The organism is Proteiniclasticum sediminis (assembly GCF_018128025.1).
Lineage (GTDB): Bacteria > Bacillota > Clostridia > Clostridiales > Clostridiaceae > Proteiniclasticum > Proteiniclasticum sediminis.
In genome coordinates this window covers 1-22,279 of the sequence record NZ_JAGSCS010000011.1, presented here as the reverse complement: position 1 = coordinate 22,279, position 22,279 = coordinate 1, and the positions used below count along the sequence as shown (strand labels likewise).

Annotated in this window: 20 protein-coding genes; 8 read left to right on the top strand and 12 right to left on the bottom strand. The window is 49.1% G+C overall.

Annotated features, from left to right (window positions below; genetic code table 11):
- Nucleotides 1-403: 403 nt before the first annotated feature.
- From KCG48_RS08950 to KCG48_RS08940, 3 genes are all read right to left on the bottom strand, one after another.
- Nucleotides 404-1,759, bottom strand: coding sequence for a uracil-xanthine permease family protein (locus KCG48_RS08950; RefSeq protein ID WP_211801420.1), 1,356 nt, complete (start codon nucleotides 1,757-1,759; stop codon nucleotides 404-406).
- 749 nt (nucleotides 1,760-2,508) lie between these two features.
- The gene (locus KCG48_RS08945; RefSeq protein WP_211801418.1) at nucleotides 2,509-3,540 is read right to left on the bottom strand and encodes a DUF1413 domain-containing protein; all 1,032 of its coding nucleotides are present in this window, start codon (nucleotides 3,538-3,540) and stop codon (nucleotides 2,509-2,511) included.
- A gap of 498 nt (nucleotides 3,541-4,038) precedes the next feature.
- Nucleotides 4,039-5,154 carry an aldo/keto reductase gene (locus KCG48_RS08940; protein WP_211801416.1) on the bottom strand — a complete coding sequence of 372 codons (1,116 nt, stop codon included), beginning with the start codon at nucleotides 5,152-5,154 and terminating at the stop codon, nucleotides 4,039-4,041.
- Nucleotides 5,155-5,445: 291 nt separating this feature from the next.
- On the opposite strand from KCG48_RS08940, the gene KCG48_RS08935 reads away from it, so the two are divergent.
- Nucleotides 5,446-6,864, top strand: a complete 1,419-nt coding sequence (locus KCG48_RS08935) for an AAA family ATPase (protein ID WP_211801415.1) — start codon at nucleotides 5,446-5,448, stop codon at nucleotides 6,862-6,864.
- A gap of 60 nt (nucleotides 6,865-6,924) precedes the next feature.
- Entirely contained in the window at nucleotides 6,925-7,233 is a 309-nt protein-coding gene (locus KCG48_RS08930; protein ID WP_211801565.1) for an MGMT family protein, read from the top strand.
- A 150-nt stretch (nucleotides 7,234-7,383) separates the two neighbouring features.
- Here KCG48_RS08930 and KCG48_RS08925 read toward each other — a convergent pair whose 3' ends face one another.
- The gene (locus KCG48_RS08925; RefSeq protein ID WP_211801413.1) at nucleotides 7,384-7,749 is read right to left on the bottom strand and encodes a YegP family protein; all 366 of its coding nucleotides are present in this window, start codon (nucleotides 7,747-7,749) and stop codon (nucleotides 7,384-7,386) included.
- A gap of 257 nt (nucleotides 7,750-8,006) precedes the next feature.
- On the opposite strand from KCG48_RS08925, the gene KCG48_RS08920 reads away from it, so the two are divergent.
- From KCG48_RS08920 to KCG48_RS08895, 6 genes are all read left to right on the top strand, one after another.
- On the top strand, nucleotides 8,007-8,444 hold the full coding sequence (locus KCG48_RS08920; RefSeq protein WP_211801412.1) for a pyridoxamine 5'-phosphate oxidase family protein: 438 nt from the start codon (nucleotides 8,007-8,009) through the stop codon (nucleotides 8,442-8,444).
- Nucleotides 8,445-8,979: 535 nt separating this feature from the next.
- Nucleotides 8,980-10,164 (top strand): hypothetical protein, encoded by a 1,185-nt coding sequence (locus KCG48_RS08915; RefSeq protein ID WP_211801410.1) that lies wholly within the window; start codon nucleotides 8,980-8,982, stop codon nucleotides 10,162-10,164.
- Between the two features lie 29 nt (nucleotides 10,165-10,193).
- Nucleotides 10,194-11,366: an amidohydrolase gene (locus tag KCG48_RS08910; RefSeq protein ID WP_331000388.1), complete on the top strand. Its 1,173-nt coding sequence runs from the start codon at nucleotides 10,194-10,196 to the stop codon at nucleotides 11,364-11,366.
- A 220-nt stretch (nucleotides 11,367-11,586) separates the two neighbouring features.
- A complete protein-coding gene (locus KCG48_RS08905) occupies nucleotides 11,587-12,012 on the top strand; it encodes a cupin domain-containing protein (RefSeq protein ID WP_211801408.1) in 426 nt (141 codons plus the stop codon).
- Between the two features lie 261 nt (nucleotides 12,013-12,273).
- Nucleotides 12,274-12,567, top strand: coding sequence for a hypothetical protein (locus KCG48_RS08900; RefSeq protein WP_211801406.1), 294 nt, complete (start codon nucleotides 12,274-12,276; stop codon nucleotides 12,565-12,567).
- A 257-nt stretch (nucleotides 12,568-12,824) separates the two neighbouring features.
- On the top strand, nucleotides 12,825-13,979 hold the full coding sequence (locus tag KCG48_RS08895) for a L,D-transpeptidase family protein (protein ID WP_211801404.1): 1,155 nt from the start codon (nucleotides 12,825-12,827) through the stop codon (nucleotides 13,977-13,979).
- Nucleotides 13,980-14,038: 59 nt separating this feature from the next.
- On the opposite strand, the gene KCG48_RS08890 is transcribed toward KCG48_RS08895, so the two are convergent.
- From KCG48_RS08890 to KCG48_RS08855, 8 genes are all read right to left on the bottom strand, one after another.
- A complete protein-coding gene (locus KCG48_RS08890; protein WP_230977076.1) occupies nucleotides 14,039-15,121 on the bottom strand; it encodes an Ldh family oxidoreductase in 1,083 nt (360 codons plus the stop codon).
- A gap of 46 nt (nucleotides 15,122-15,167) precedes the next feature.
- Nucleotides 15,168-15,329, bottom strand: coding sequence for a hypothetical protein (locus KCG48_RS08885; RefSeq protein ID WP_211801401.1), 162 nt, complete (start codon nucleotides 15,327-15,329; stop codon nucleotides 15,168-15,170).
- Nucleotides 15,322-16,011: a hypothetical protein gene (locus KCG48_RS08880; protein WP_211801399.1), complete on the bottom strand. Its 690-nt coding sequence runs from the start codon at nucleotides 16,009-16,011 to the stop codon at nucleotides 15,322-15,324. Before KCG48_RS08880 ends, KCG48_RS08885 begins: the two co-directional genes overlap by 8 nt.
- Before the next feature lie 70 nt (nucleotides 16,012-16,081).
- On the bottom strand, nucleotides 16,082-17,809 hold the full coding sequence (locus tag KCG48_RS08875; protein WP_211801397.1) for a DUF5050 domain-containing protein: 1,728 nt from the start codon (nucleotides 17,807-17,809) through the stop codon (nucleotides 16,082-16,084).
- 242 nt (nucleotides 17,810-18,051) lie between these two features.
- Nucleotides 18,052-18,786 (bottom strand): ferredoxin reductase domain-containing protein, encoded by a 735-nt coding sequence (locus tag KCG48_RS08870; protein WP_211801395.1) that lies wholly within the window; start codon nucleotides 18,784-18,786, stop codon nucleotides 18,052-18,054.
- 137 nt (nucleotides 18,787-18,923) lie between these two features.
- Complete coding sequence (gene brnQ / locus KCG48_RS08865) at nucleotides 18,924-20,273, bottom strand: branched-chain amino acid transport system II carrier protein (protein ID WP_211801393.1); 1,350 nt, start codon at nucleotides 20,271-20,273, stop codon at nucleotides 18,924-18,926.
- Between the two features lie 306 nt (nucleotides 20,274-20,579).
- Entirely contained in the window at nucleotides 20,580-21,602 is a 1,023-nt protein-coding gene (locus KCG48_RS08860) for an aromatic acid exporter family protein (protein WP_211801392.1), read from the bottom strand.
- Between the two features lie 163 nt (nucleotides 21,603-21,765).
- On the bottom strand, nucleotides 21,766-22,194 hold the full coding sequence (locus KCG48_RS08855) for a DUF2726 domain-containing protein (RefSeq protein ID WP_408004715.1): 429 nt from the start codon (nucleotides 22,192-22,194) through the stop codon (nucleotides 21,766-21,768).
- Between the last annotated feature and the right edge of the window lie 85 nt (nucleotides 22,195-22,279).

Sequence of the window (22,279 nt, the reverse complement as noted above, 5' to 3'; positions counted from 1 at the left end):
TTTCTCCTGTATTAATTTTACAGGCATTTCTTCTGTTATTCAAGGTAACGTACGATTACCAACGATCTGCCCATTGGTTTATTCAATCTTTTCCTAGCCTGTTCCTAATGATGTCCCATTCTGATCTGCAGATTTATGTATCCTTTATTGATCTCTTTGACGACATTATCCTCCAGGGGTCACCCCAGGGTGTCGTCAAAAAAAGGACGGACAAAGCCATTCAAAACGACTTCGTCCTTTTCTCGTTCATTCAATAAAGGATCATTATCTTTCAAGTACGGTTTTTTTCATGCGCCATAGTCTTGATCCAGAACATCGTCTCTTCACATTTCTTCACTTCCTCGACATTTGAGTCCGTCTTCGTATTGAAGGATTCTGCACACATTGCAGCTCAGCTGCTCTTCTAGACGTCTTCTTTATCGAGATTCTCTCGTTCCTTCTGCTCTTCTGCCAGTGACTTTTTCGGAATGACAACATTCAGGAAAAGAGCCATCAGGGTCGCAATGACCACCGGAGATCTTCCGAAGACCATCATGAACCAGTCCGGAAAATTGATCAGCGCTGCGGGTACTTGGGTGATCCCCATACCTAAAGCAATGGAAAGACCAACGATGGACATGTTTCGATTCGACAGTTCCTCTTGCGTAATGAGCTTTATCCCTGTCATGGTAATCATGCCAAATACTGAAATCGTTGCTCCACCCAGGACTGCGTAGGGGATCGTTGTCATAAAGGCACCAAACTTAGGAATGAGGCCCGCAACGATCACGATACTGGCGGCAATCGCAAACACTCTTCTCGCCACAACCTTTGTGCTTGCAACGATGCCTACATTTTGACTGTACGTTGCCGTCGGCAGAGCGCCAAGAATCGAGGCGAGGACACTGGAAAGCCCATAGGACTTAATTCCGCCAGAAAGCTCATCATCGGTGACTTCTCTGTTGAACCCCCCCACAGTGGTGGAAGAAAAATCCCCTACGGCCTGGATCGAATTAACCACATACATGACTACCATGGAAATTGCCGCTGTCGGATAGAACTCGATGCCGAAGTACAGTGGTTTTGGCATTGCTACCCAGCTCGCTGATGCCAGTGGCGCAAAATTAACCATACCTAGTGGTAATGCGACCAAATAACCGACAAGAATTCCCACAAGAATAGAGGCCAGCTTAAAAAACCCTTTTCCATAATTGTTGCAGACAAGAACAGTTGCCATCACCACGAAGGCTACACCCCAATTTAAGAGTGAACCATAAGTCGGCGTTCCCAGTCCACCGGCCATATAGTTTACGCCGATGGGGTACAGGGAAAGACCGATGGTCAGTACCACTGTACCTGCCACGATGGGTGGAAAGTATTTTCGAATGGGCTTAATGAAGAAACCCATCAGAATCGCGGCCAGGGATCCGATGAGCTGAGCTCCAAAAATCGCTGAAATCCCGAATTCTGATCCAATGGCTAACAGTACGGGAATATAGGAAAAGGATATTCCCATGATGACTGGAAGCTTCGCCCCAATCTGCTTAATAGCGAAAAGCTGCATGAAGGTGGCAATCCCTGCAATAAACATCCCAGTCTGGACCAATAGAGTTCGTTCATCCATGGTCATTCCTGTCGCTGCAGCAACCATAATCGATGGGGTAACATTACCAACAATCATGGCAAGAACATGCTGAATTCCCAGTGGAATTGACTTTGCCCAACTCGGTTTTCCTTCATAGTCGAACAAAGATGTATTTCCGGCTTCATTTTTCTTCATTTTCACACTTCCCTCGTGTATTTCAAACAATTTTCGAACTCTAGGTGTTCATCCGATCTAGACTACAATCATCCGATAGAATGAACCTCGCACCGTCATTTTCTTCAACACAACCATGGATGACCAACACTTGAGGACAACCCTCAAAATCGTCACCAAGCCGTTTAGTTGAACGATGTTATAGATATACCATGAATCATTCGTCTTGGTCAATGATTTTTTCATCTCATAAGCTTGCATCGTTCGTTAATTATCGGGCATTCTCCCAAAAATGCTCCTCCAGTAGCCTTGATCGTTCGGACTCGCTTGATGAACAGTCCGCACAAAAAACTATCTTCGTGGATGAATACTCACGGTCATCGTAGACAGAAAAAACCCATGGAGTATCCATCATGTTACTCCATGGGTGAAAAATGCGGAACCAGAAAACCGCTATGCGCTCATTTACTTCGAACTACTCTGTCTAATTGCAAAAGACGCTTATCTTCGATCAGACCTGTTCATGGCTACGCCGACGGATATCCTTCGGGAAGCCCTACCACAAGTAACACTAAGTAAATATGAATGCTTTGAATTATGACTATTGCTAGTGTACTCACTAGATTTCAGCCTTTCAATGGAAATATTACTTATTCGTCAAAATATAAATTTGGCTAGAATAACGCCACCATCTATAAAGAGGTGGCGTTCTGGCACTTTCCGGATGTTAATTTATGTTAGTGTCGATTGATATCCTCATCAACCATCCTCTAAAGTTTTCTGTAAAATTGATTATTGTTTCTTTTTTCAATCGGATCTATTTCCCCATGACTAAGAGCATGGTAGTTGAACCTCTTTCCTAGTGTGCGTAGTGTACTATGTGGGACATACTGCCAAAAGTCACTTAACAGATCTCTTATTCCAAACTCAGTACCGGTATTCAAAACTTCAACGCGAGAAAGCAGAATACTCATAAGCTTTTCTTCAAGCCAGAGTTCAAACGATTTTCGGTGTAAACTCTCCACCCATTGAGAACATAGAAGGTATTTATGTTTTGCTGTTACGATGGGCGAATCATAGTATCGGTTATAGCCTCTCAGATCCCGTTTTTGATCTTCAATTGGAGTATTTACATCAACAATTTTTAGCACTTGAAAGTTAATATTGAAGGTCTTCTTCGAATACTCTTCATCAGTCATCGACTTGATTTCACTTTCTGTAAGAAAATCACCTTGCAGGAATCTAGTAAACAAAAACCTTACTGTCTTTCCAATTTTCATTTCACCTTTTTCGATTACGTGTTCGTCTACGGAGTCATTCTTTAAGTTATCCCCGATCTCCGCGACTAGTATATTTTTTGCTCTTGCTAAAATTTCTTCATCAAGTTTTGACGACTGAATAATACTTTTTAACGCTAGCACTTGTAACCCATCTCTGAAAATCTTCCTTGCGCTTGAACTTCTACTTCTTCTTGAATTTAGAGTGAATTCTTCTTTAATAAGTTTTTCTTCAGGGTTGTCATCAGCTTTAAACACATAATAGTACTCGATAAATACTCTTCTGCCGATCTTATTAAGCAACGTATCGATATCCTCATTTTCAGGATGGTCGGTAATGTCAAGAACTTGTTCATTCGCACTATCCTCCATGTTTTGGTAATGCTTAATTGTCATTATGACATGGGTAGGTTTGTTGTTCTGAAATATAAACGCTTCTCTATCTGACTCCAACCTCTCGCAAATACCTTCAAAATCATCCAATAGATCCTCCGGACTAATGATTTTATTGACATCAATTTTCATGGGTACGACCTCCTTTATGTTTTGTTAGTGTCATCATAACATCATTGTTTTGTTTTGTATACCCCCTAACAAAATATTTACTTTTTTTACTAAATAATCTCTCTCTATGCCTTCCTGACGTTGTAGACGATGCTCGATAATACTGGAAGTACATCTCACAACTAAGACTGTCTCGGGCTCGCAGACAACCAACGTATGCTTTCAAGAGAGTCCAAAATGTCAAATAGACTAACTTAGATCCTTCAGCAATGATAATAAGTGGCACTTACAGTTGAAGACTAACCTATCCCACTAACAACAGCTTTGATAAGCATAAAAAAGCTTGGTCCCACTTGAATGAGAAACCAAGCCTTTTATGACAATCTGATTGATTTATTTTTTCTCGCCAAGACTGCAAAGAGAATCAAAAAGAGACCTTCCTCTCTTCAAGACTTACAAGTTCTCATAAAGCTTTTAAGAAATAAATCCATGAATCAAAATGACCAATCTCTAAATATTTCATCCCAGCTCCAGGACGACCTTCTTCAAATCCTCGATAATCGTGATGAACTGGGGACACTGGGGTTCACAGGCTCCACATTCCTGGCACATGGAGGCTCGTCTTGATTCATCCATGCTTTGATAGTTCAGCTTTGCTCCTGGAAGATCCTCATAGATTGCTCCATTATTCCAGATTTTGAAGTTCCCTGGAATATTAACCCCGAATGGACAGGGCATGCAGTATCCACAGGCCGTGCATTCATTTCGCTGCCTACTTCGGTAGATTTTAGTTACCTGCTCCACAGCGTCGGACTCCGCGGGACTAAGCGGCGTAAAATCCCCAAAAGTGTGCAGATTATCCTCCAGCTGATCCATTTCGGTCATGCCGGACAGGATGACTTTGACGTTGGGAAGCGAAGCCACATACCGAAAAGCCCAGGAAGCCACAGATCGATGGGGACTGACCTCGCGGAAGATTTCTTCCATGGCTGCAGGAAGCTTCGCCAAAGCGCCTCCCTTGACCGGTTCCATGATGATAATGGGGATCCCCAGCTTTTCTGCCAGATCATATCCTTTCATTCCCTGCTGAATCACGGTATCCACATAGTTCAGCTGAATTTGGCAGAAATCCCAGTCTCGGTATGTCAGGATCTCTTCAAATACCGTGTATTCATCGTGGAAAGAGAACCCGATATAGCGGATCTTCCCCTCCTCCCGGAGTTTCTCCACTTCATGAATCATCCCCAGCCTTTTGATGGCTTCCCAGCGGTCCTTGTTCAGGGCATGGAAAAGGTAGAAATCCACATGATCTGTCTGCAGTCTTCTCAGCTGCTCCTCAAAATATCGTCGAACATCGGCGGTCTTCTCCACCAGCCAAACAGGAAGTTTTGTGGCAAGAAAGTAGCTGTTCCGATCATGTTTGGACAGAGCCCGTCCCAGGAACTTTTCGCTCTGCTCATTGTGATACGGGTATGCCGTGTCAATATAGGTCACCCCCGCGGCCAGGGCCCGATCCAGCAGCGCCTGAGCTTTTTCCTCGTGGATACTCTTATCCTCCCGCATGGGAAAGCGCATACAGCCAAAGCCGAGAAGAGAGGGTGAAATGTTCAGTTTTTCCAGTCTTCGTTTTTCCATAATGATCCCCCTTTTGGGAAAGAGTATCCCGCTTGCGTCAATGACAATGGTGAGCGATCAGTCATTTTCATCGAAACTATCGAATTTGCTTTCATTTTAACACAGCATGTCTTGTTTAAATCTCAGCCTCTCGTATACAGCCGAAAAATATTGGAAAGGAGAGATTCCCATTCTCCGAACTCCTGATAAAATCAAACAGATGGGATAATTAGCAAAATCACAATTTGCATCATTATGATTTTGCTAATTATGATTTTGCTGATATAATAAGGGAAACGAGGAGGGGCGAAGATGGATTTTATTGGAAGAACTTACGAGTTAGAAGATTTGGAGAATCAATATCGTTCAAATCAATTTGAAATGTCCGTCATTTACGGACGGCGACGTATCGGAAAGACCACGCTGATCAATAAGTTTATCACAGGCAAAGAAAATGCAGGATACGCCATTGGAATTGAATCCTCACTTTCCTTGAATCTGGAAATTCTGTCGAAAGCCATTTATCAGGCTACAGGATTCCCTGCACAGCTGCCTAGCTTCAAAACCTTACCCGAGGCCTTCACCTTCTTATTTGAAGCATCCACAAACAAGCGAATTATTTTTGTAATTGATGAATATCCATATCTCGCCAATGCTGAACCGTCTGTATCTTCTGTACTTCAGGCTACCATAGATCATTATCGTTCCCATTCAAAATTAATGCTCATTCTCTGCGGATCATCCTTGTCCTTTATGGAAAATCAGGTGCTTGGATATAAGAGCCCCCTATACGGAAGAAGAACTGCTCAATACAAAATCAAACCCTTCACTTATTGGGAATGCAGGCAGTATCTAAGCTCATTCTCCAATGAGGATGCCTCAATGTTTTTCGCAATAACTGGTGGAGTAGCCGAATACTTATCCTTTGTCGATCCCGACTTATCCTTAAGATCAAATATTATCAATCTGTATCTTACCCCCAGCGGAAGATTATTTGAGGAACCCCGGAATCTCCTTCAGCAAGAGATGAGGGAACCCAAAATCTATAATGACATCTTATCCGCCATCGCCCATGGTTCCACAAGAAATCATGAAATCGCGTCGAAGATCGGGCAAACTTCCGGAGCATTAAGCCATTACTTAAAGGCGCTTATGGAGCTGGGAATTATTGAGAAAAGAACGCCCATAGGGGAAAAAACAGAAAGAAAATCGATTTACGTCATTGTGGATGGAATGTATCGTTTTTGGTATAAGTTTGTCCGACCTAACCTCCAGGCGATTGAACTTCGCCAAGGGGATATCGTCTTTGATGAACGGATAGCAGAGAACTTATCCGAATTCATGGGGTTCGAATTTGAACAGATGGCGATACAGTATCTCGAATCTTGCATTCAACGAAATGAAGTCCCTTTTTATATCCTGGAGTATGGCAACTGGTGGGGCAATAACCCTTATGAAAAACGACAAGAAGAAATTGATATTGTGGCACTCGGGAATAATGCTATTCTTTTCGGGGAATGCAAGTGGCGAAATCAGAAGCTTGATACCAAGGTATTCGATGCCTTACGAAGTAAGGCAAGATTATTTCCCCAGGAAAACAAACAGTACATGCTCTTTTCAAAGTCAGGCTTTACGGAAGACCTGCTCAAAGAATCCGCTGATCAACAGAATGTTCAACTCATTGATCTGGAGAAGATGTACTGGATTAAGGAGACAGCCAGTTCATCCTAGGTCCCCATTTCCCGAAAAATAACGGAGCAATCTTTAATAGCCCTTCTTGAGGTGAAGATGATGAACCGAATTCTCGATGAAAATCTGATTTATGAGATCCTGTCTGTGGTGGAGGAAATCCCCCAGGGCAAGGTGGCCACCTACGGCCAAATTGCACGGCTAATCGGGCGCGAAAAGAATGCTCGACTTGTGGGGAAGGTCCTCAGCATGTCCGAGTATTATGGACGCTACCCTTGCCATCGGGTGGTGAATCATGCCGGCAGACTGGTCCCCGGATGGACAGAGCAGCGGCAGCTCTTGACCAGCGAAGGTGTGCCCATGAAGGATGAGTACCACGTGGCATTGAAACTCTGCCAATGGGACTCCTAAAGAACCTCCGTGTCGACTCCAACTTTCGATGAGGTAGAGGTATACTCCAAAGTACTTCATATTTTCTATGCTAAGCCATGAGAAATCCACCTGAAGTGTCATCGAACACATCAGGTGGACTTTATTATTTCAGGAAAAATTGATCCTCTGCTATTCTACGGCAGCTTCCGGGGCATTCTTCTTGACGGACTCCACCCCGTTTACGCAGGAAGCCTTGGTCTTATAGCCTTCACTGGTGGCGATGACCTGGCCGTTCTTGGCCTTCAGCCGGAATCTGAATTCCCCGGCATGATCCTTGTAGACTTCAAACTTCGGGTTCTTCATGACGCTGAAGCCCTCCGCTGTCTGATCTTCCAGTTCCGAAACCGGAGCATTGTTCTTCACGCTTTGAATTCCATTCTGGACCGCTGCTTTGGAGGAATAAACCTCGGATGTGGCAATGACTTGGCCATTGGTAGCCAGCAGATCGAACTTCAAGCCTGTTTTCGTTTCCTTCACAACAAATTTCGATGCCATAATACCCTCCTTAAAATTGTAATGCGGTGAAAAGCGGTTTCGATTGAATTTTCTTTCTATTTATAAGTATAGCAAATCATCGAATGATGGACAATAAGGCAAAATTCCAAAAAACATTGACGCCCTGAAAGATTCATTAATGATATGCCACGTACAGGGCTTTTTTTGACAGTACTTTCGCTATCTCGGCATGATGTCATTCATCTCTTCCCCTTAACTTTCATGGTATACTGAAATCAAGATGAACCACTGGAGGGATGAAGATGAATCTCGAAGCCTGCAAGACCATGATCAAAGAGAATACGTTCTGTGTATTATCCACCAGCAAAGACAATGCCCCCAACAGCTCCCTCATGCTCTACCTCCCCCAGGATGATGGAACCAAGCTTTACTTGATCACCTTAAGGGGCAGCCTGAAGCATCAGAATATCACGGAAAACCCCCAAGTCAGCCTGCTCATCGATACCCGAAGGACCGATCATGAGCAGCAGGTGAAGGCCCTCACTGTCTATGGCCTGGCCAGAATTCTGGACGATACCCCGGAAACCATGACGATCATGGAGGAAATGGTCACGCGTCACCCCAGTCTGGGCACCATCGCGAAAAACCGCGATGCCTGCATTGTGGAAGTGGCGGCAGCACGGTTCCTCTATCTGGATGGAGTCAATGATCTTCAGCACCTGGTGCTGGGATAAGACCTCCAGCCAAGACTATTTCTCTCCCGAATCATACATTCTCAAGAATTTGCATTCTCCCCATGACTTGACTCTTCGATTAGTCCGGACCTGCACCTCATTTTGGTGTGGGTCTTTTTTCGTTCACTGCTCCTGCAAAGAACACCTTCTTAAACTCTTTTTCAAGTATCTTTCTAGCTCACGAGGAAATCTGGCCACTACTCGGTAGGGAGGACATGCCCTTTGGCAACAGTTCCCCGGAGAGTCACCTGACTCCCAATGAAATAACTCCAGTCAACCTGAACTCGTTCTTCCCCGAATAATTGTGAAAAATTCGAGAGTTTCGCAATTTCCATCCGCTCCACAAAAACTGGAAACGATTTGATCTTCAAACTATTGAGTTGATTTTGCTGATTTATTGATATTTTGGCCCTTTTCTTGTTGAACCAATTTATTCTTTTCCCTTTTTCCTTTGACACTGGCAAAATCCTGGGGTATTATGGCCTTTAACACAATTTTTTGTGCTTTATATTTTTATACGAAAAGGGGAAACAAAATGGAAGCAATCATCTCATTAACCTTCATCCTGGTGGTCTACTCCATCGGCGACTTTATCTCGGTGAAAACCAAAAGTATCGTGTCCATGCTCTTTACCTGCTCGGTGATTTTCCTCATCGGGTTTTGGATCGGCGTTCCCACTACGCTCTTTGAGACGTCCAAGCTGCAGGGGATCGGCGGACTTCTCATTACCCTCCTTCTCGTCCACATGGGCACCATGCTGAACTTCAAGCAGCTGAAGGAGCAGTGGAAGACCGTGGTCGTTGCCATTGCGGCCATCGTGGGTATCGTTATTGCCCTCCTCGTCATCGGCGCGCCCATCATTGGCCGAGAAGCCGCCATCATTGCCGCTCCTCCCATCGCCGGTGGTGTCATTGCCGGCATTCAGATGGCCGATGCGGCCAGAGCCATCGGCAATGAAAGCTATGCGGTTCTTGCTACCCTTCTGGTTGTTGTCCAGGGCTTCGTGGGCTATCCTATCGCCTCCTTCTGTCTGAAGATCGAAGCGAAGCATGTACTGAAAAAGCTGCGCAGCGGAGAACTGGCATCGGAAAAATCCAGCGTTCAGGTGGCTGAAGCCAAACCCAAGTTCTTCAAGCCCGTGGCCGCCAAGTACGCCTCCGAGAATCTCTATCTGGCCAAGGCCGCTGTGGTAGCTCTTCTTGCCACCTTCGTCTCCGCTAAAACCATGGAACTGGTGGGCTTCAATCTTCTGGACAAGAACATCCTCTCTTTACTCTTTGGAATCCTTGCCGCAGAAACGGGATTCCTGGACCGGGAAGTGCTGAAGGAGGCCAACGCCTTCGGTTTTGCCATGGTAGCCCTCATGGCCGTCATCTTCTCCAATCTCTCCAAGGCTACACCCCAAATCGTCCTGGAGCTTCTCAGCACCATCGTCCTGAGCCTCGTCATCGGTTCCGTCGGCATCATCATCTTCAGCTTCCTCGCGGGAAAGATCCTGAAGGTTTCCCCTTACCTGGCCGTAGCCATCGGCGCATCTGCCCTCTTCGGCTTCCCTGGAACCTACATCATCTCCAATGAAGTGGCTGTAGCCACAGGCGAGAACAGCGAAGAAGTCGCAGCCATCGTTGATGCGATCATGCCCAAGATGCTGGTGGCCGGTTTTATCACCGTCTCCATCGCTTCCGTGGTGCTGGCGGGAATCCTTGCTCCGCTGCTTTAAGATAACTCATCTATTTTAGGAGGTACCTCATGTTGAACATTCAAGAAAATGCTGCAAAATATAATGACTATGTCATCGCTATGCGTAGACACTTCCACATGCATCCGGAACTTAGCCTGGAGGAGTTCGAAACCACAAACTTTGTGGCAAAGGAACTGGAGAAAATCGGCGTGCCCTATGAGCGGCTCACCGAAACGGGCCTCGTGGCCACCATCGAAGGCCGTGGCCCCGGAAAGACCGTGGCGCTACGCAGCGATATGGATGCCTTAAATGTCACCCAGAAAAACGACGTTCCCTACAAATCCCAAACCCATGGCAAAATGCATGCCTGTGGCCATGATGCCCACACGGCGATTTTGCTCGGCGCTGCCCAGATCCTCAACGACATGAAGGACACCTTTGACGGAACCGTAAAGCTCGTCTTCCAGCCAGCGGAGGAAGTGGCCGCCGGCGCCAAAGCCCTCATGGCTGCGGGAGACTGGTACAGCAAAGTCGACAACTTCTTTGGTGCCCATGTCTGGTCCGGACTGGAGGCTGGAAAAGTCTCCGTGGAAGCTGGTCCAAGAATGGCCGCTGCGGACATCTTCAAAATCAACATCACCGGAAAATCCGGGCATGGCTCTATGCCCCATCAGACCCTGGATGCCGTGGTCGTGGCCTCGGCCATGGTCCTCAACCTCCAGACCCTGGTGAGCCGGGAATACAGCCCTCTGGAACCTTTAGTCATTTCCGTGGGCTCCATCCACAGCGGAAACCGCTTTAACGTCATTGCCGGATCCGCCGAGCTGGAAGGAACCGTCCGCTATTTCTCCCGGGAAATTGCCGGAACCATTGAAGACTCCATCCGTCGTGTGGTGGAGAGCACAGCCGCCATGTATCGCTGCGAAGCGACCCTGGAATACTCCTATGTGACGCCTCCATTGATCAACGAGGAAGCATCTTCTGCCCTGGCCTATGAGGCTGCCCTGAAGACCCACGGTGCGGACAATATCGTCAAGCTGGAGAAAACCACCGGAGGTGAGGACTTCGCCTACTTCCTCAACGAAAAGCCCGGCTGCTTCGCCTTCATCGGAACGAAGAACGCTGCGAAGAAAACCGACTTTGCCCACCACAACGAGAATTTTGATATTGATGAGGATGCCCTCATCGGCGGCAGCGCCCTCTATGCAGAGTATGCCCTGACTTTCCTCAGCAAGAATTAGTCTTTCCATCAGTACGCTGAACTAAAGAAAAAAAGATTGCCTTCGTTAAAATGTACCTTATGTATAGACCCCCCTAAAAAGGTAGCTACACTATAGGGTAATTTTGTTATACTGAAAGAATATCAAATAAGGATTCAGGAGGAGACGAGATGAGTAAGAAGCTGTTCACCAAAGAAGAAGTGGAAGAACTGTCCAAGAACCCCTGACAAGCCAGGGAGGCATGGCCAAGCTGACGTATGTGAGCAAAGCGGTTATCGGAGGAAAACCCGCTTCCACGGCCATCTACTATCTGCTCACCAAGGATTCCTTCTCCCACATGCATCGGCTTCCCACGGATGAGGTGTTTCATTTCTACCTGGGCCATCCTGTGGAGCTTTTGGAACTATTTCCCGATGGCTCCCACCGGATCACCCGACTGGGGGCGGACATCTCCAAAGGAGAGACTCCGCAGCACGTGGTTCCTGCCGGTGTCTGGCAAGGGGCTCGCCTGGTCTCGGGAGGAGAGCTGGCTCTCCTGGGGAAAACCATTGCCCCGGGCTATGTGGATGCGGACTATGAACATGGGGACGGTCCTCTCCTTGCCCATCAGCATCCTCAGGTGAAGGATCTGATCCACAAACTCACCGGCGAGGTGAGCGCTTTCTAATCCTAAAGTCCTGATATCGTCCTCATGACGGTACCAGGCCTTTTCCCGCCTTTTCCCTTGAAATGACATAATCCTTAAATATTGTTAAACTTTTAATAAACCGTTTTCGTGTCCTTGAAACTTTTTGTGAGAGGTCTATAATGCAAATTGCAAGTTAGAGAACCCCCCCATCACCGACAGCAAGATGGGCACCAAGGCACCTCCGATGGCTTCGGAATTTTCCAACCTGACACAAAACAAAAGAAAAAAGGATGGATTATTATGAAATTTGTTACCACCACCGGCCACGAGATCAACGCTGAAGAAACCTTTGATTCTGCGCTGACCAGCAGCAACGACTTTTTCACCAGCTACACCGGAGGATACACGGCCAAGGATACCGACTTCTTCACCAGCTATACGGGCGCAGGCAAAGCCGAATTCCAGGATTTCTTCACCAGCTACACTGGTGCAAACCGCACGGCGGAATCCCAGGACTTCTTCACCGGTTACACCGGAAATGCCAAGCCTTCCACCTTGAGCTTTTTTGAAGCCTATACCGGAGCTGCCAAGTAAGGCTTAGGTTCCTCAGCAATCATAAATCAGGCTAGCCCATAGCCTAAAAGCCGGAAAGGATCCCAAGCGGATGATCCTTCCCGGCTTTTTTCGTAGAGCAAAGATTCCCCCTTTTCCCGGGGGGATGATCCCGGGTTTTTACCATAATGTCATCCAAAATTCCGGCTCATCTCCTCCAATGAGGGTGAAAGGAACCAGCAAAGATCGATGGATTTTTACTTCAGCAATTCACGGGAATGCGCCTGGAGGTGATGATCATGAAAGGCAGAACAGGTCGGATGATTCTCCGTCTCTTGGTTCTGATTCTTTTATCGTCCCTGGTGAGCCGCCCCCCTGTACTTGTCTTCGCGGAGTCTCCTGTTAATTTCCTCATGGAACTGTCGGGCACTCCCGTCCTGGAAGCGTCAGCAAAAGCCCTTCCCCTGCACCTCCTTCGTCGACATCCCGTGATCCCTTATCGGGGAGAACCCTTCGGACGATGGACACCTCCCCCTCCACCGGTGATCTACACCTTGGGAGACCGGGGAGAAGGCGTTAAGGCCCTGCAGCTTCGACTGGTGGCTTACGGCTATCCACTGTCTCCTGATGGCGACTTCGGGCCCCTGACCCAGTGGGCTGTCCGGGATGTTCAGAAGAGACAGGCTCTGCCCCTTACCGGTACCGCTGATGATAAGCTCCTGAAACTTTTGGCCAAGGAACCGGTGGAGGAGACCCGCTTTCCGGGTCCTGTTTTCTCCACTCTCTTAGCCAAAGGATCCTCCGGGGGTGAGGTGCTGACGCTCCAGATCTACCTCAATCGTTTCAATTACCGGCTGAACCTGGACGGTGTTTTCGGCAGTGCCACCCTGTGGGCAGTGAAGGACTTCCAGCTTAGAAACGGTCTTTCCATCACCGGAACTGCCGATGCGAAGACCTGCGCCAAGCTCCTTCTAGCTCCCACAACGAAGACCTGGTACACGGGATCCCGCCCGGAGACCGTGGTCACCGCCTCCGCCGCAGAGAGCTTTGTGGACCGCAAAGGACTCCAAAGCCCCACGCCCTATCTCCTTTGGATCGACACCTCCATCCCCCGGCTCTATCTCTTCCAGGGGGAAGCCGGGCAATGGACTCTCCTGAAGAACTTTGCGGTCACCGTGGGCAAACCTTCCACGCCCACCATTAAGGGAACCTTCTCTGTGAAAAAGAAGGGGCTCTCCTTCATCGTTCCCGATCATGAGGACTGGATGTGCAAGTATTATACCCAGTTCTACGGGGATTATCTCATGCACTCCATCGTCTATGACCTGGAAGGCCATGTGGTGGACGGAAGGCTGGGAAAATACCTCTCCAAAGGCTGTGTGCGCATGGCCACGGCCAACGCCAAATACATCTATGATACTATTCCCTACGGAACCACCGTCTACGTCAACTGAAGGAATCGTGGCAATAAAGGAAGCCGGGCACTGCCCGGCTTCCTGATTTTCTTCCTGAACTAGCTCTCCTGGAAATATTCCTCCATCTTTAGTCCCAGATCTTCGGCCAGGGTCCTCATCTCATTCCAGCTCCCTTCGGTGACGGGTATGCCTTCAAGAATCCGTACGGCATAAGCTTCCCGCTCCTTTTCTCCGTGGATGTAGATCCGCTCTTGCCCAAAGGCCTTGGGAGACTGGCGAAGGGCTTCCAGATAACCCGACAAATGCTGCTGAATGGCCTGGGGATCGCCAAAGATTTTCGGATCGATGGCGGCAAAGAAATGACAGACTCCCGCCTGACCTTCCTCCTTCTCCACCAGATGGGAAGGCGTTCCCAGGGAGAGGATGCTGGTCAGGATCTCCACCATCATGGAGATGCCATACCCCTTATGCCCGCCGAACTCTTCCGTTCCTCCCCCCAAAGGGTGCAGGCCCGAGGTTCCCGCATAAATGCTCTGAAGTAGCGCAGATGGATTTTGCTCCTCTTTTCCCTCAGCGCCGATGCCCCAGCCCAAGGGGAGGGTTTTCCCCATCTTTTCGGCCACTTCGATTTTCCCCACAGTGACCACGGAAGTGGAGGCATCGAAATGGAATGGAGCGGGCGAAGCCGGGAAGGTAAAGGCCAGAGGATTGGTCCCCAGCATGGGGATTCGGCCAAAGGTGGGCACCACCGCCGCCAAGGAATTGGTCATGGCCATGCCGAGATAGCCCCGTTCACTGGCCATGAGGGAGTAATACCCTGCGATGCCGAAATGATTGGAATTGCGCACGGTGACCAGGCCGATACCGGACTTTTCCGCCAAGTCCATGGCCTTCTCCATGGCAAATCGGGAGACCAGCTGTCCCATGCCCCGGTTTCCATCCACCACCGCGGATACCGGTGTCTCAAAGACCACCTGGGGTACTGCTTCGCAGTCGATGAGCCCCTGGCGGATCTGCCCGTGGTACATGCCGATCCGGTTGGTGCCATGGGAGGTAATGCCAAAGAGGTCGGACTTCAAAAGGGTATCCGTGATGAACGCACTGTCCTCCTGGGGGAAGCCAAAGCGCTGAAAGGCTCCCTCACAAAAATGCTTCAGTTCTTCATAGGGCAGATTTCGCATGATCATTCTCCATTCTTATGCAGGATTTTTAATAATTATACATATTTTATCGTAAAGCGCTTGGATTCGCAATCTCCAGTCCCACCCCTTCCCCTTTCCCGATGGAACCTAGAAGCACAGAAGTCAGGGCTGTCCCCGACTTCTGCATATCGTTAATTTTTCTCCTGCGGGAAACTTTGGCAAAAGTAGCTGCTCCAGATTTACTCATCCCGAGAATAGGCAAACTCACTGACGGTCATGTCCTTGGCCTTGCCCTCCGTGACTAAAAGATCCAGCGTCACCCCCAGGAGGCGGAATAGGTTTTTGACGCGCTCATGGTCGGTAATCTCCCCCACCTGGCGATACAGCACGTGACTCATGGTTACATTTTCTTTTCGGGTGAAGAGCCCCTTGTTGTCCTGGACCTCAAAGAGTCCCTGGGCCACATTCTCCCGGAGCAGTCTGCTGAACTCCTCCTGCTGAAATAGTCTTTTCGTCTTTTCTTCGTCATTGCTCTTAATGCGGTAATCCTTGTCAAAGTCCGGGATTCCGATTTCGATGTCCTGGCCCCCGAAAACTTTCATCATCTTGCTCAGCCCCCCTTCCTTGTAGACAGAAAGGGTAAAGTCGCTGCCTTTGACAAAGGGGACAAAGATCCGCGTATAGGTGATGGAACTGTTGTGATCACCGCCCAGCACCACCGCTCCTTCCATGGCGCGATTTGGGCCGTCATGGCCTTGTCGTGTTTCGGTATACATATCCATCTCGATGTTCCAGTTCTTGTAAGGGAGGACAATTTTCGGACCGCCTTTGAGCATTCCCCGGTCCATGAACTCTGCGCCCATTTCTTCACTCAAGATTTTCCAGCTTTCTGCCCGGTCTTTACCGGTGAGTTTTCCAAATATGCCCATGATAAACCACCTCAATTTCTTCAAAAATCATTCTTCTCCAAGTCTATCTTTTCGATAACCTTCTTCCGGTCTACTCCAAAGGAGCCACGGGAACGGGATAATCCGGATAGGCCGGATCATTTCCGCCGATGTAGATCATTCCGGTGTTCCGCTGAACCAGATAGGAAACCGGTGCTGCGGATCCCTTTTCTCGCACTTCAAAGGTGTAATACATCTGCTCCTCCGCCTCGCCTGGGAACTTGTAGCCCATGCCATTGCGCTGGGAAACCTCTGCATCGGGGAACTTCTGCTTCATGATGGCTTCCGCATCACCCCAGCTGGTCACGTAGTACTCCTCATCGGGCATCACTTCGATGATGGCTAAAGGATTGATGTCGTCCCCATTGAAAAGTCCCAGAAGAACGGGAAACTTTCGTTCCCCCAGCCAGAGATACAGCTGAATGTCCTTCATCGTCTCGGGCTCCAGAGTGAAGCTTTCCTTGTAAGCCTCAAAGGGAAGATGGAACGAGATTTTGTTTTTCTCCCCCTGTTCGGAAATATCGGAGATGGCTGGCCAGTAGACAGAATATCCCCCATCCCCCATCTCCTCAATGACCCCCAGATATCCTTTCAGATCCAGGGCTTCTGGCTGGGTAAGGATGATCTGGAGATTCAGAAAGAAAAACATGCCCTCTTCCACCCGATCGTAGATGGCAGCCTGAAGCTGCGGCTCTTCATTCTTGGCAATATTTGTGGCGTAGGCATGGAGGACCTGAACGTCCATGTTTTGTCCTTTGACAACCTCCCTCATGCCGGAATGAACCACGTCCTCCGTGGGCGAGGTCTGGACCGGAATATAGTCTTTTCGAAGACTGCCGTCAGCCTTCAGGATGGTTTCCTTGAGGGAAAAGTTCGTGAAATCCATCCCCAGATAGACCAGGAAGTCCCCGAACACCATAATGCTCACCGGATCATCGTCGTTGACCACCTGGGCCTCCGAGCCGTCCAGCTTCATTTTCTTCAGCTCCAGATCCGGCGAATCTCCCTTGGTGTTCCCATAGTAAATCCATTCCCCGGCGGCATTGAAGGCTGTAACTTTATCCGCTGTCAGCCTCTTTGGCTCTTTTCCTTCCAGGGTCATGGTCCAGAGTTCATTTTTCCCATCCGTGGCATCCACATAGTACAGGCTTTTCGCCAAAATCTGGAAAGACGACATCTTCGCATCACTGACCTTTTCCTCGGCGGTTCCATCGGTTTTCACCCGATATAGCTTTTCCTCTTCCCGGTGGAGGTAATAGAGCCAGGAACCGGTGAGATTCATCGCCTGCACTGGGCCACGGCTGACCTTTTGCCGGGAGGAGCCATCGGTGCGGATTTTGAAGATCCGGCCAAACTCCTCGGCATTATCGGCATTGCTGAAGTCTGCGAAATAGATCCAGCCGTCGGCCACCAGCACGCTCCCTGCTTTGACCTCACTGACCAGACTGCGCTCCTTGCCGTCCAGCCTCATCTTGTAGATTTTATTCCCATCTCCGCCATGGCAATAATAGATCCAGTCCTCCACGCAGTTAAGATAGAAAGCCTGATCTTCTGTCACCAGGGTTTCCCCCGTGCCATCGGTTTTGATCTTGTAGAGCGCGCTGTCTTTTTCGTAGTTCATGAAATAGATCCAGTCGTCCTTCATCACCGACAAACCGCCGTTGGAGATATTGGCATTGGTGTTGCCCAAAACGACGTCATTCGAGACTCCCTTGGTGCATCCCGTCCAGAAAAGAACCGCCGCCAGGAGCGAACTGAGGATGGCCATCTTGGTTTTCATGGACATGATCCTCCCTCTTTTCCTTGAATCAATTTGGGTGGTATTCTTTTATCCGAAAATCCCAGTCTTTGATAAAAGCATAGCATTGTCATGCGAAATGCATGAATCCGCCCTTTGAATAAATTGATAACTTTCTTGGTTTCTTTCCAGACGATCTTTTTCCCTCGAAGAAAAAGCCACGGTCTCAGGGATAGGATTTCCCCTTAAGACCGTGGCTTGATATTCACGAAAAGCTGATTTTCTTACGGAAGCACCAGCCTCAGCTCATTCCAGCGGATGCTGAAAAATTTCTTTCGAACCATTTCCTTCTTGTCGATGACCATGGCCTCATCCTCCACCCCATGATCCCGGAGATACTGGATCGTCTCCAGAACAAACTCATCGCTGCCCACCAGGTACCAGATGGGTTTCTCCAGGCCCAGAAGCGCTTTCACCTGCCCTTGGAACGCTGCCCGGGAGGGGACGTGGGTATGGTGAAAATTCCCCATCGATGAGGAAGCGAGAACATCCCCAAACAGGGGATCCGGGCTCCGGTCCACCTGAAGGCTAGTGAGACTAGGGATTCCCGTGGGGTCTTTCTGATAGGCGAGAACTAAGGGCCGCATGGTGGCGAGCCCCACCCCCATGGAGAGAAGCACCACGGGTCTTTCCTCTCGCCGAAGCTCCATGCGGTTCCCCAGTTTGAAGAGAACCACCTTCCCGCCTACACCGGCTTTCTCCAGCCGCAGCTTATATTCCGAGGGTTCCTGGGGAATCCGGGTGGTGAAACCAATTTTCCCTTCTTCCGGCAGCGTCATGATGGACATATGCCGAACCCACTCATTCCTGGGCCTTTCCCCTTCATCGAATCCTTCAATGGCGAAATGGGCATGGGCGCCTTCTTCCCAGGTGAACCCCTGGGGCTTCTCCAGATAAAAGGTGCGGGTATCTTCGGATTCCTTCACAATCTCCAAGATCCTCAGTTTATATTTCTCCATAGTTTTCACCCTTTGTTAATAAATTGTATGCAATTTATTGCACTCCTTCATTATACGGGAGGTTTTCCCGGAAGTCAAAATTCGGAAGAATAAAAAAGCATCTCCTGCTGCAGAAGCCTGCAGCGGAGATGCTTTGATTATCTGATGGCCGGTTTAGACTTTGGCGAGATCAGGAGGCCGAAAACTGCCCCCAGAAGTGCCGGGAGAAGCCATCCCAGACCAATGTCATACCCCGGAAGCACCTGACTGTAGAGGTGAAGCACCTGATTAAACAGGGGCAGGGACACCTGAGGGATGCTCTTCACCAGGGTGCTGTAGCCGTCAAAGAAGCTGATGAGGAAGGTGAAGGCCATGGCTCCGGCATAAATCCTCTTTCGTCCGCCAATCCAGCTAGACGCCAGGGAAAGCAGAATCAGCACGATGGCTAAGGGATACAGCAGCATCAGCACGGGAATGGCGTACTGGATGATCTTGCTGAGCCCGAAGTTGGCAATGACCAGAGAGACCAGGCAAAGGACCCGCACAAAGGTCTTGTAGGGGATTTGAGGCAGCAGCGTATTGAAAAACTCGCTGCAGGAGGTGATGAGCCCGATGCTGGTTTTAAGACAGGCCAACACAATGATGCTGGCCAGAAGCACTGCGCCATAGGGCCCGAAATAGTGATCCGCCACGGCCGCAAAGATTCTTCCGCCGTTGTCGAAGGTTCCCACCACGGAAACGCTGGATGCGCCCATGTAGGTGATGAGCCCATAGATCAGCGTCATGAGCCCCATGGCGAAGAGTCCGGCTTTCCAGGTGGTCTTGGCCACTTCCCGGGAATCCGTAATCCCCCGGCTTTTCACCGCAGAGATAACGACGATTCCGAAGGCCAGGGAGGCCAGGGCATCCATGGTGTTGTAGCCTTCCTTGAATCCGGTGACCCAGGCGAGCTTTCCGTAATCCCCCACCGGGGTTCCAAAGGCTCCCATGGGCTTTAACAGCGCGGTGAGAATCAGGAGAAACAGGAAAACAAGGAAGGCCGGGGTCAGGTATTTTCCGATGATGTCGATGATTTTCGTCGGATTCAGGGAGAAGTAGTAGACCAGGCCAAAGAAGACCACACTGAAAAGTCCCAGAAAGAAGGGGATCTGCCCAGCGGGAAGATAGGGCTCAAAGCCCACTACAAAAGGTACCGTGGCCGTTCGGGGAATGGCAAAGAAGGGTCCGATGGTGAGATACAGCGCCACGGAGAACGCCACGCTGAACAGGGGATGCACCCGGTTGGCCAGGCTTCTCAGCCCATCGCTTCCGGATAGTCCGATGGCAATAATCCCCAGGAAGGGAAGGCCAATGGCGGTGATCAGAAATCCCAGGAGGGCGGGCCAAAAGTTTGTTCCGGCCAGCTGTCCCATCTGAATGGGAAAAATCAGATTCCCGGCTCCGAAGAACATGCCAAAGAGCATGGTGCCAATGACGGTGTAGGTGGAAAACGATGGTTTTTGCTGCATAAAAGTGCTCCTTCCGTGATAATTTTATCCATTCTAGCATTTTTACCCCACCGTGACCATGGTCAGGAATCCTCCGTATTCCCGGCTTTTTCAGGATCATTGTCACTTTTACGGATAATTAGTGATATGTAAACAGTATCAATATTAGTTTCAAGTTCCCCCTTGATGAAGATTATGATTCTCATATTTCTGGGGAAAATGAATTCACACTTAAGACTCGCCCAGTGAGCGTTCAGAAACGAGGATTTCGGAAAGATTAACCTAAAAAAAGAGAAGCGCTCTGCCTCTCTTTTCGATCTTCAAGTCTTATGCAGCGGAATGTATCTCCTCCAGGGGTTTCCAGAGGCTCTCCCGGTTCTGGGAATCCAGACTTTCCACGAAATCCCGCTTGAGCTCCAGGAGATACTCCAAATCTCGGACAAACTCATCCAAGGATGCCCAGCATTCCAGTTCCTCCAGGGTCTGGGGCAGGGCTTCCTGCTTGAGGGCATTTCGGTAACATTCAATTTCCTGCCGGACCTCTTCATGGACCACCAGGGCATTAAGCTCCGCTGCCACATGCTGGATCAGCTGCGCAATCATATCCGCCTGTTTGGTTCGGCGATAACCCTTCCTGGCATATTTTCGCATGTACTTCAGAATCTGCTGCTGCCCCATGCGCATTTCCACATACTGGGCGTATCCGGAAAGATCCCGGGTAAAATGGTTGCCGGCCTCCCGCAGGGCCAGTTCCTGGGTCTGTTGAAGCTTTTTCTCCAAGGTCCGGTGGAGCTTCTCCTCATTCTCAGGCCTTTGCCTTCCCTGAAAATGGTCCGCCATCTGGAGAAGCAGTTCCCCCATGAGCTTTTCAATCTCCTCGATATTCGCCCGGAGCTTTTTTTCCTCGCTGGGCATCTGGAGATTCAGAAGAAACCCAATGCCGGCTCCGATGACCATCTGCATCATCTCATTGCCCAACCAGGCCCAGGCCACGGACTCCACAGCCAAAAGGTGGGAAACCAGTACGGAGCAGGGGACAATGCCGTCATGGAATTTCAGCTTCACAGCTAAAGGAATAAAGATCAGAAGATAAATCCCAAAAGCCCAAGGGGTAAAGCCCACCAGGCGAAAGGTGACACTCCCCACAAAGAGCGCCAGCACCGTGGAACCCAGCTGCATCAGCGCCAAATCCCGGGACTTTCGCTTCGTGGTCTGGACACTGAGAATGACAATGATGGCAGAGTTCACGGCATAGCTCAGCCCCAGCTTCTGGGAGAGAAAAATGGCCAGTGCCGCTCCCAATGCTGTCTTTAGTGTTCTCAGCCCCATCATCTTCTTTAGTTTTTCCATCGGTTTCGCTCCTCATCTTCGGTATCGGGTAAAAAAGAATATAGGAATAAATATACTCCTTTCTTTCCCGAGACTCCACGAGAGAAAGGAATTTTTTAGAAAAGCATAAGGATTGGTTGTGCATGTGGCATCCTTTTGTTCTCTTGGTGAAGGGCCAAGATCCTCAGCCCTGGCTTTGGGTATAATTTTGGAGGAACGCTTCGATCTTCTCCCGTTCTCCGCTGCCCGTGGTGGGAAAGCGGAAAAGCGGAAGCCCGTAGCGCTCAAGAATCCGTTCCTTCATGCGGTCTCGCTGGCTCTGCCGAGACCCTTCTTTATGGAAGTGGAATCCGTCCACCTCCACGGCCAAGACAGGTTTTTTCGTGATGGAACTGTACAGCAGAAAATCCAGATGGGTTGCGGTATTCATGGCATACCGGCACTCCTCGTCATTAAGGTGTTTGGGATTACGGATCAGCATGTTCAGCGGCTGGTGGCAGATCACTCCCAGGGATAAGGATCCGTACTGCCGAAGGAGATCCGTGATTAACCCATACATTAGGTTCTCCGAATCATACCGGGAAGTGGTCCTGTGTCGCTTCAGAAAGTCCATCCGCTCCTCAATGTCATTAAGTTAAGAAAATCAGCGTATGGAAGCATGCGCTGATTTTCTTTGCAAATTTTTAAGAAATAGCTTG

What these genes read in the sequence shown, in the direction of transcription:
- KCG48_RS08950 (WP_211801420.1), bottom strand. Translation starts at nt 1,759, where the DNA reads ATGAAGAAAAATGAAGCCGGAAATACATCTTTGTTCGACTATGAAGGA.
- KCG48_RS08945 (WP_211801418.1), bottom strand. Translation starts at nt 3,540, where the DNA reads ATGAAAATTGATGTCAATAAAATCATTAGTCCGGAGGATCTATTGGAT.
- KCG48_RS08940 (WP_211801416.1), bottom strand. Translation starts at nt 5,154, where the DNA reads ATGGAAAAACGAAGACTGGAAAAACTGAACATTTCACCCTCTCTTCTC.
- KCG48_RS08935 (WP_211801415.1), top strand. Translation starts at nt 5,446, where the DNA reads ATGGATTTTATTGGAAGAACTTACGAGTTAGAAGATTTGGAGAATCAA.
- KCG48_RS08930 (WP_211801565.1), top strand. Translation starts at nt 6,925, where the DNA reads ATGAACCGAATTCTCGATGAAAATCTGATTTATGAGATCCTGTCTGTG.
- KCG48_RS08925 (WP_211801413.1), bottom strand. Translation starts at nt 7,749, where the DNA reads ATGGCATCGAAATTTGTTGTGAAGGAAACGAAAACAGGCTTGAAGTTC.
- KCG48_RS08920 (WP_211801412.1), top strand. Translation starts at nt 8,007, where the DNA reads ATGAAGATGAATCTCGAAGCCTGCAAGACCATGATCAAAGAGAATACG.
- KCG48_RS08915 (WP_211801410.1), top strand. Translation starts at nt 8,980, where the DNA reads ATGGAAGCAATCATCTCATTAACCTTCATCCTGGTGGTCTACTCCATC.
- KCG48_RS08910 (WP_331000388.1), top strand. Translation starts at nt 10,194, where the DNA reads ATGTTGAACATTCAAGAAAATGCTGCAAAATATAATGACTATGTCATC.
- KCG48_RS08905 (WP_211801408.1), top strand. Translation starts at nt 11,587, where the DNA reads ATGGCCAAGCTGACGTATGTGAGCAAAGCGGTTATCGGAGGAAAACCC.
- KCG48_RS08900 (WP_211801406.1), top strand. Translation starts at nt 12,274, where the DNA reads ATGAAATTTGTTACCACCACCGGCCACGAGATCAACGCTGAAGAAACC.
- KCG48_RS08895 (WP_211801404.1), top strand. Translation starts at nt 12,825, where the DNA reads ATGAAAGGCAGAACAGGTCGGATGATTCTCCGTCTCTTGGTTCTGATT.
- KCG48_RS08890 (WP_230977076.1), bottom strand. Translation starts at nt 15,121, where the DNA reads ATGCGAAATCTGCCCTATGAAGAACTGAAGCATTTTTGTGAGGGAGCC.
- KCG48_RS08885 (WP_211801401.1), bottom strand. Translation starts at nt 15,329, where the DNA reads ATGAGTAAATCTGGAGCAGCTACTTTTGCCAAAGTTTCCCGCAGGAGA.
- KCG48_RS08880 (WP_211801399.1), bottom strand. Translation starts at nt 16,011, where the DNA reads ATGGGCATATTTGGAAAACTCACCGGTAAAGACCGGGCAGAAAGCTGG.
- KCG48_RS08875 (WP_211801397.1), bottom strand. Translation starts at nt 17,809, where the DNA reads ATGAAAACCAAGATGGCCATCCTCAGTTCGCTCCTGGCGGCGGTTCTT.
- KCG48_RS08870 (WP_211801395.1), bottom strand. Translation starts at nt 18,786, where the DNA reads ATGGAGAAATATAAACTGAGGATCTTGGAGATTGTGAAGGAATCCGAA.
- brnQ (WP_211801393.1), bottom strand. Translation starts at nt 20,273, where the DNA reads ATGCAGCAAAAACCATCGTTTTCCACCTACACCGTCATTGGCACCATG.
- KCG48_RS08860 (WP_211801392.1), bottom strand. Translation starts at nt 21,602, where the DNA reads ATGGAAAAACTAAAGAAGATGATGGGGCTGAGAACACTAAAGACAGCA.
- KCG48_RS08855 (WP_408004715.1), bottom strand. Translation starts at nt 22,194, where the DNA reads ATGGACTTTCTGAAGCGACACAGGACCACTTCCCGGTATGATTCGGAG.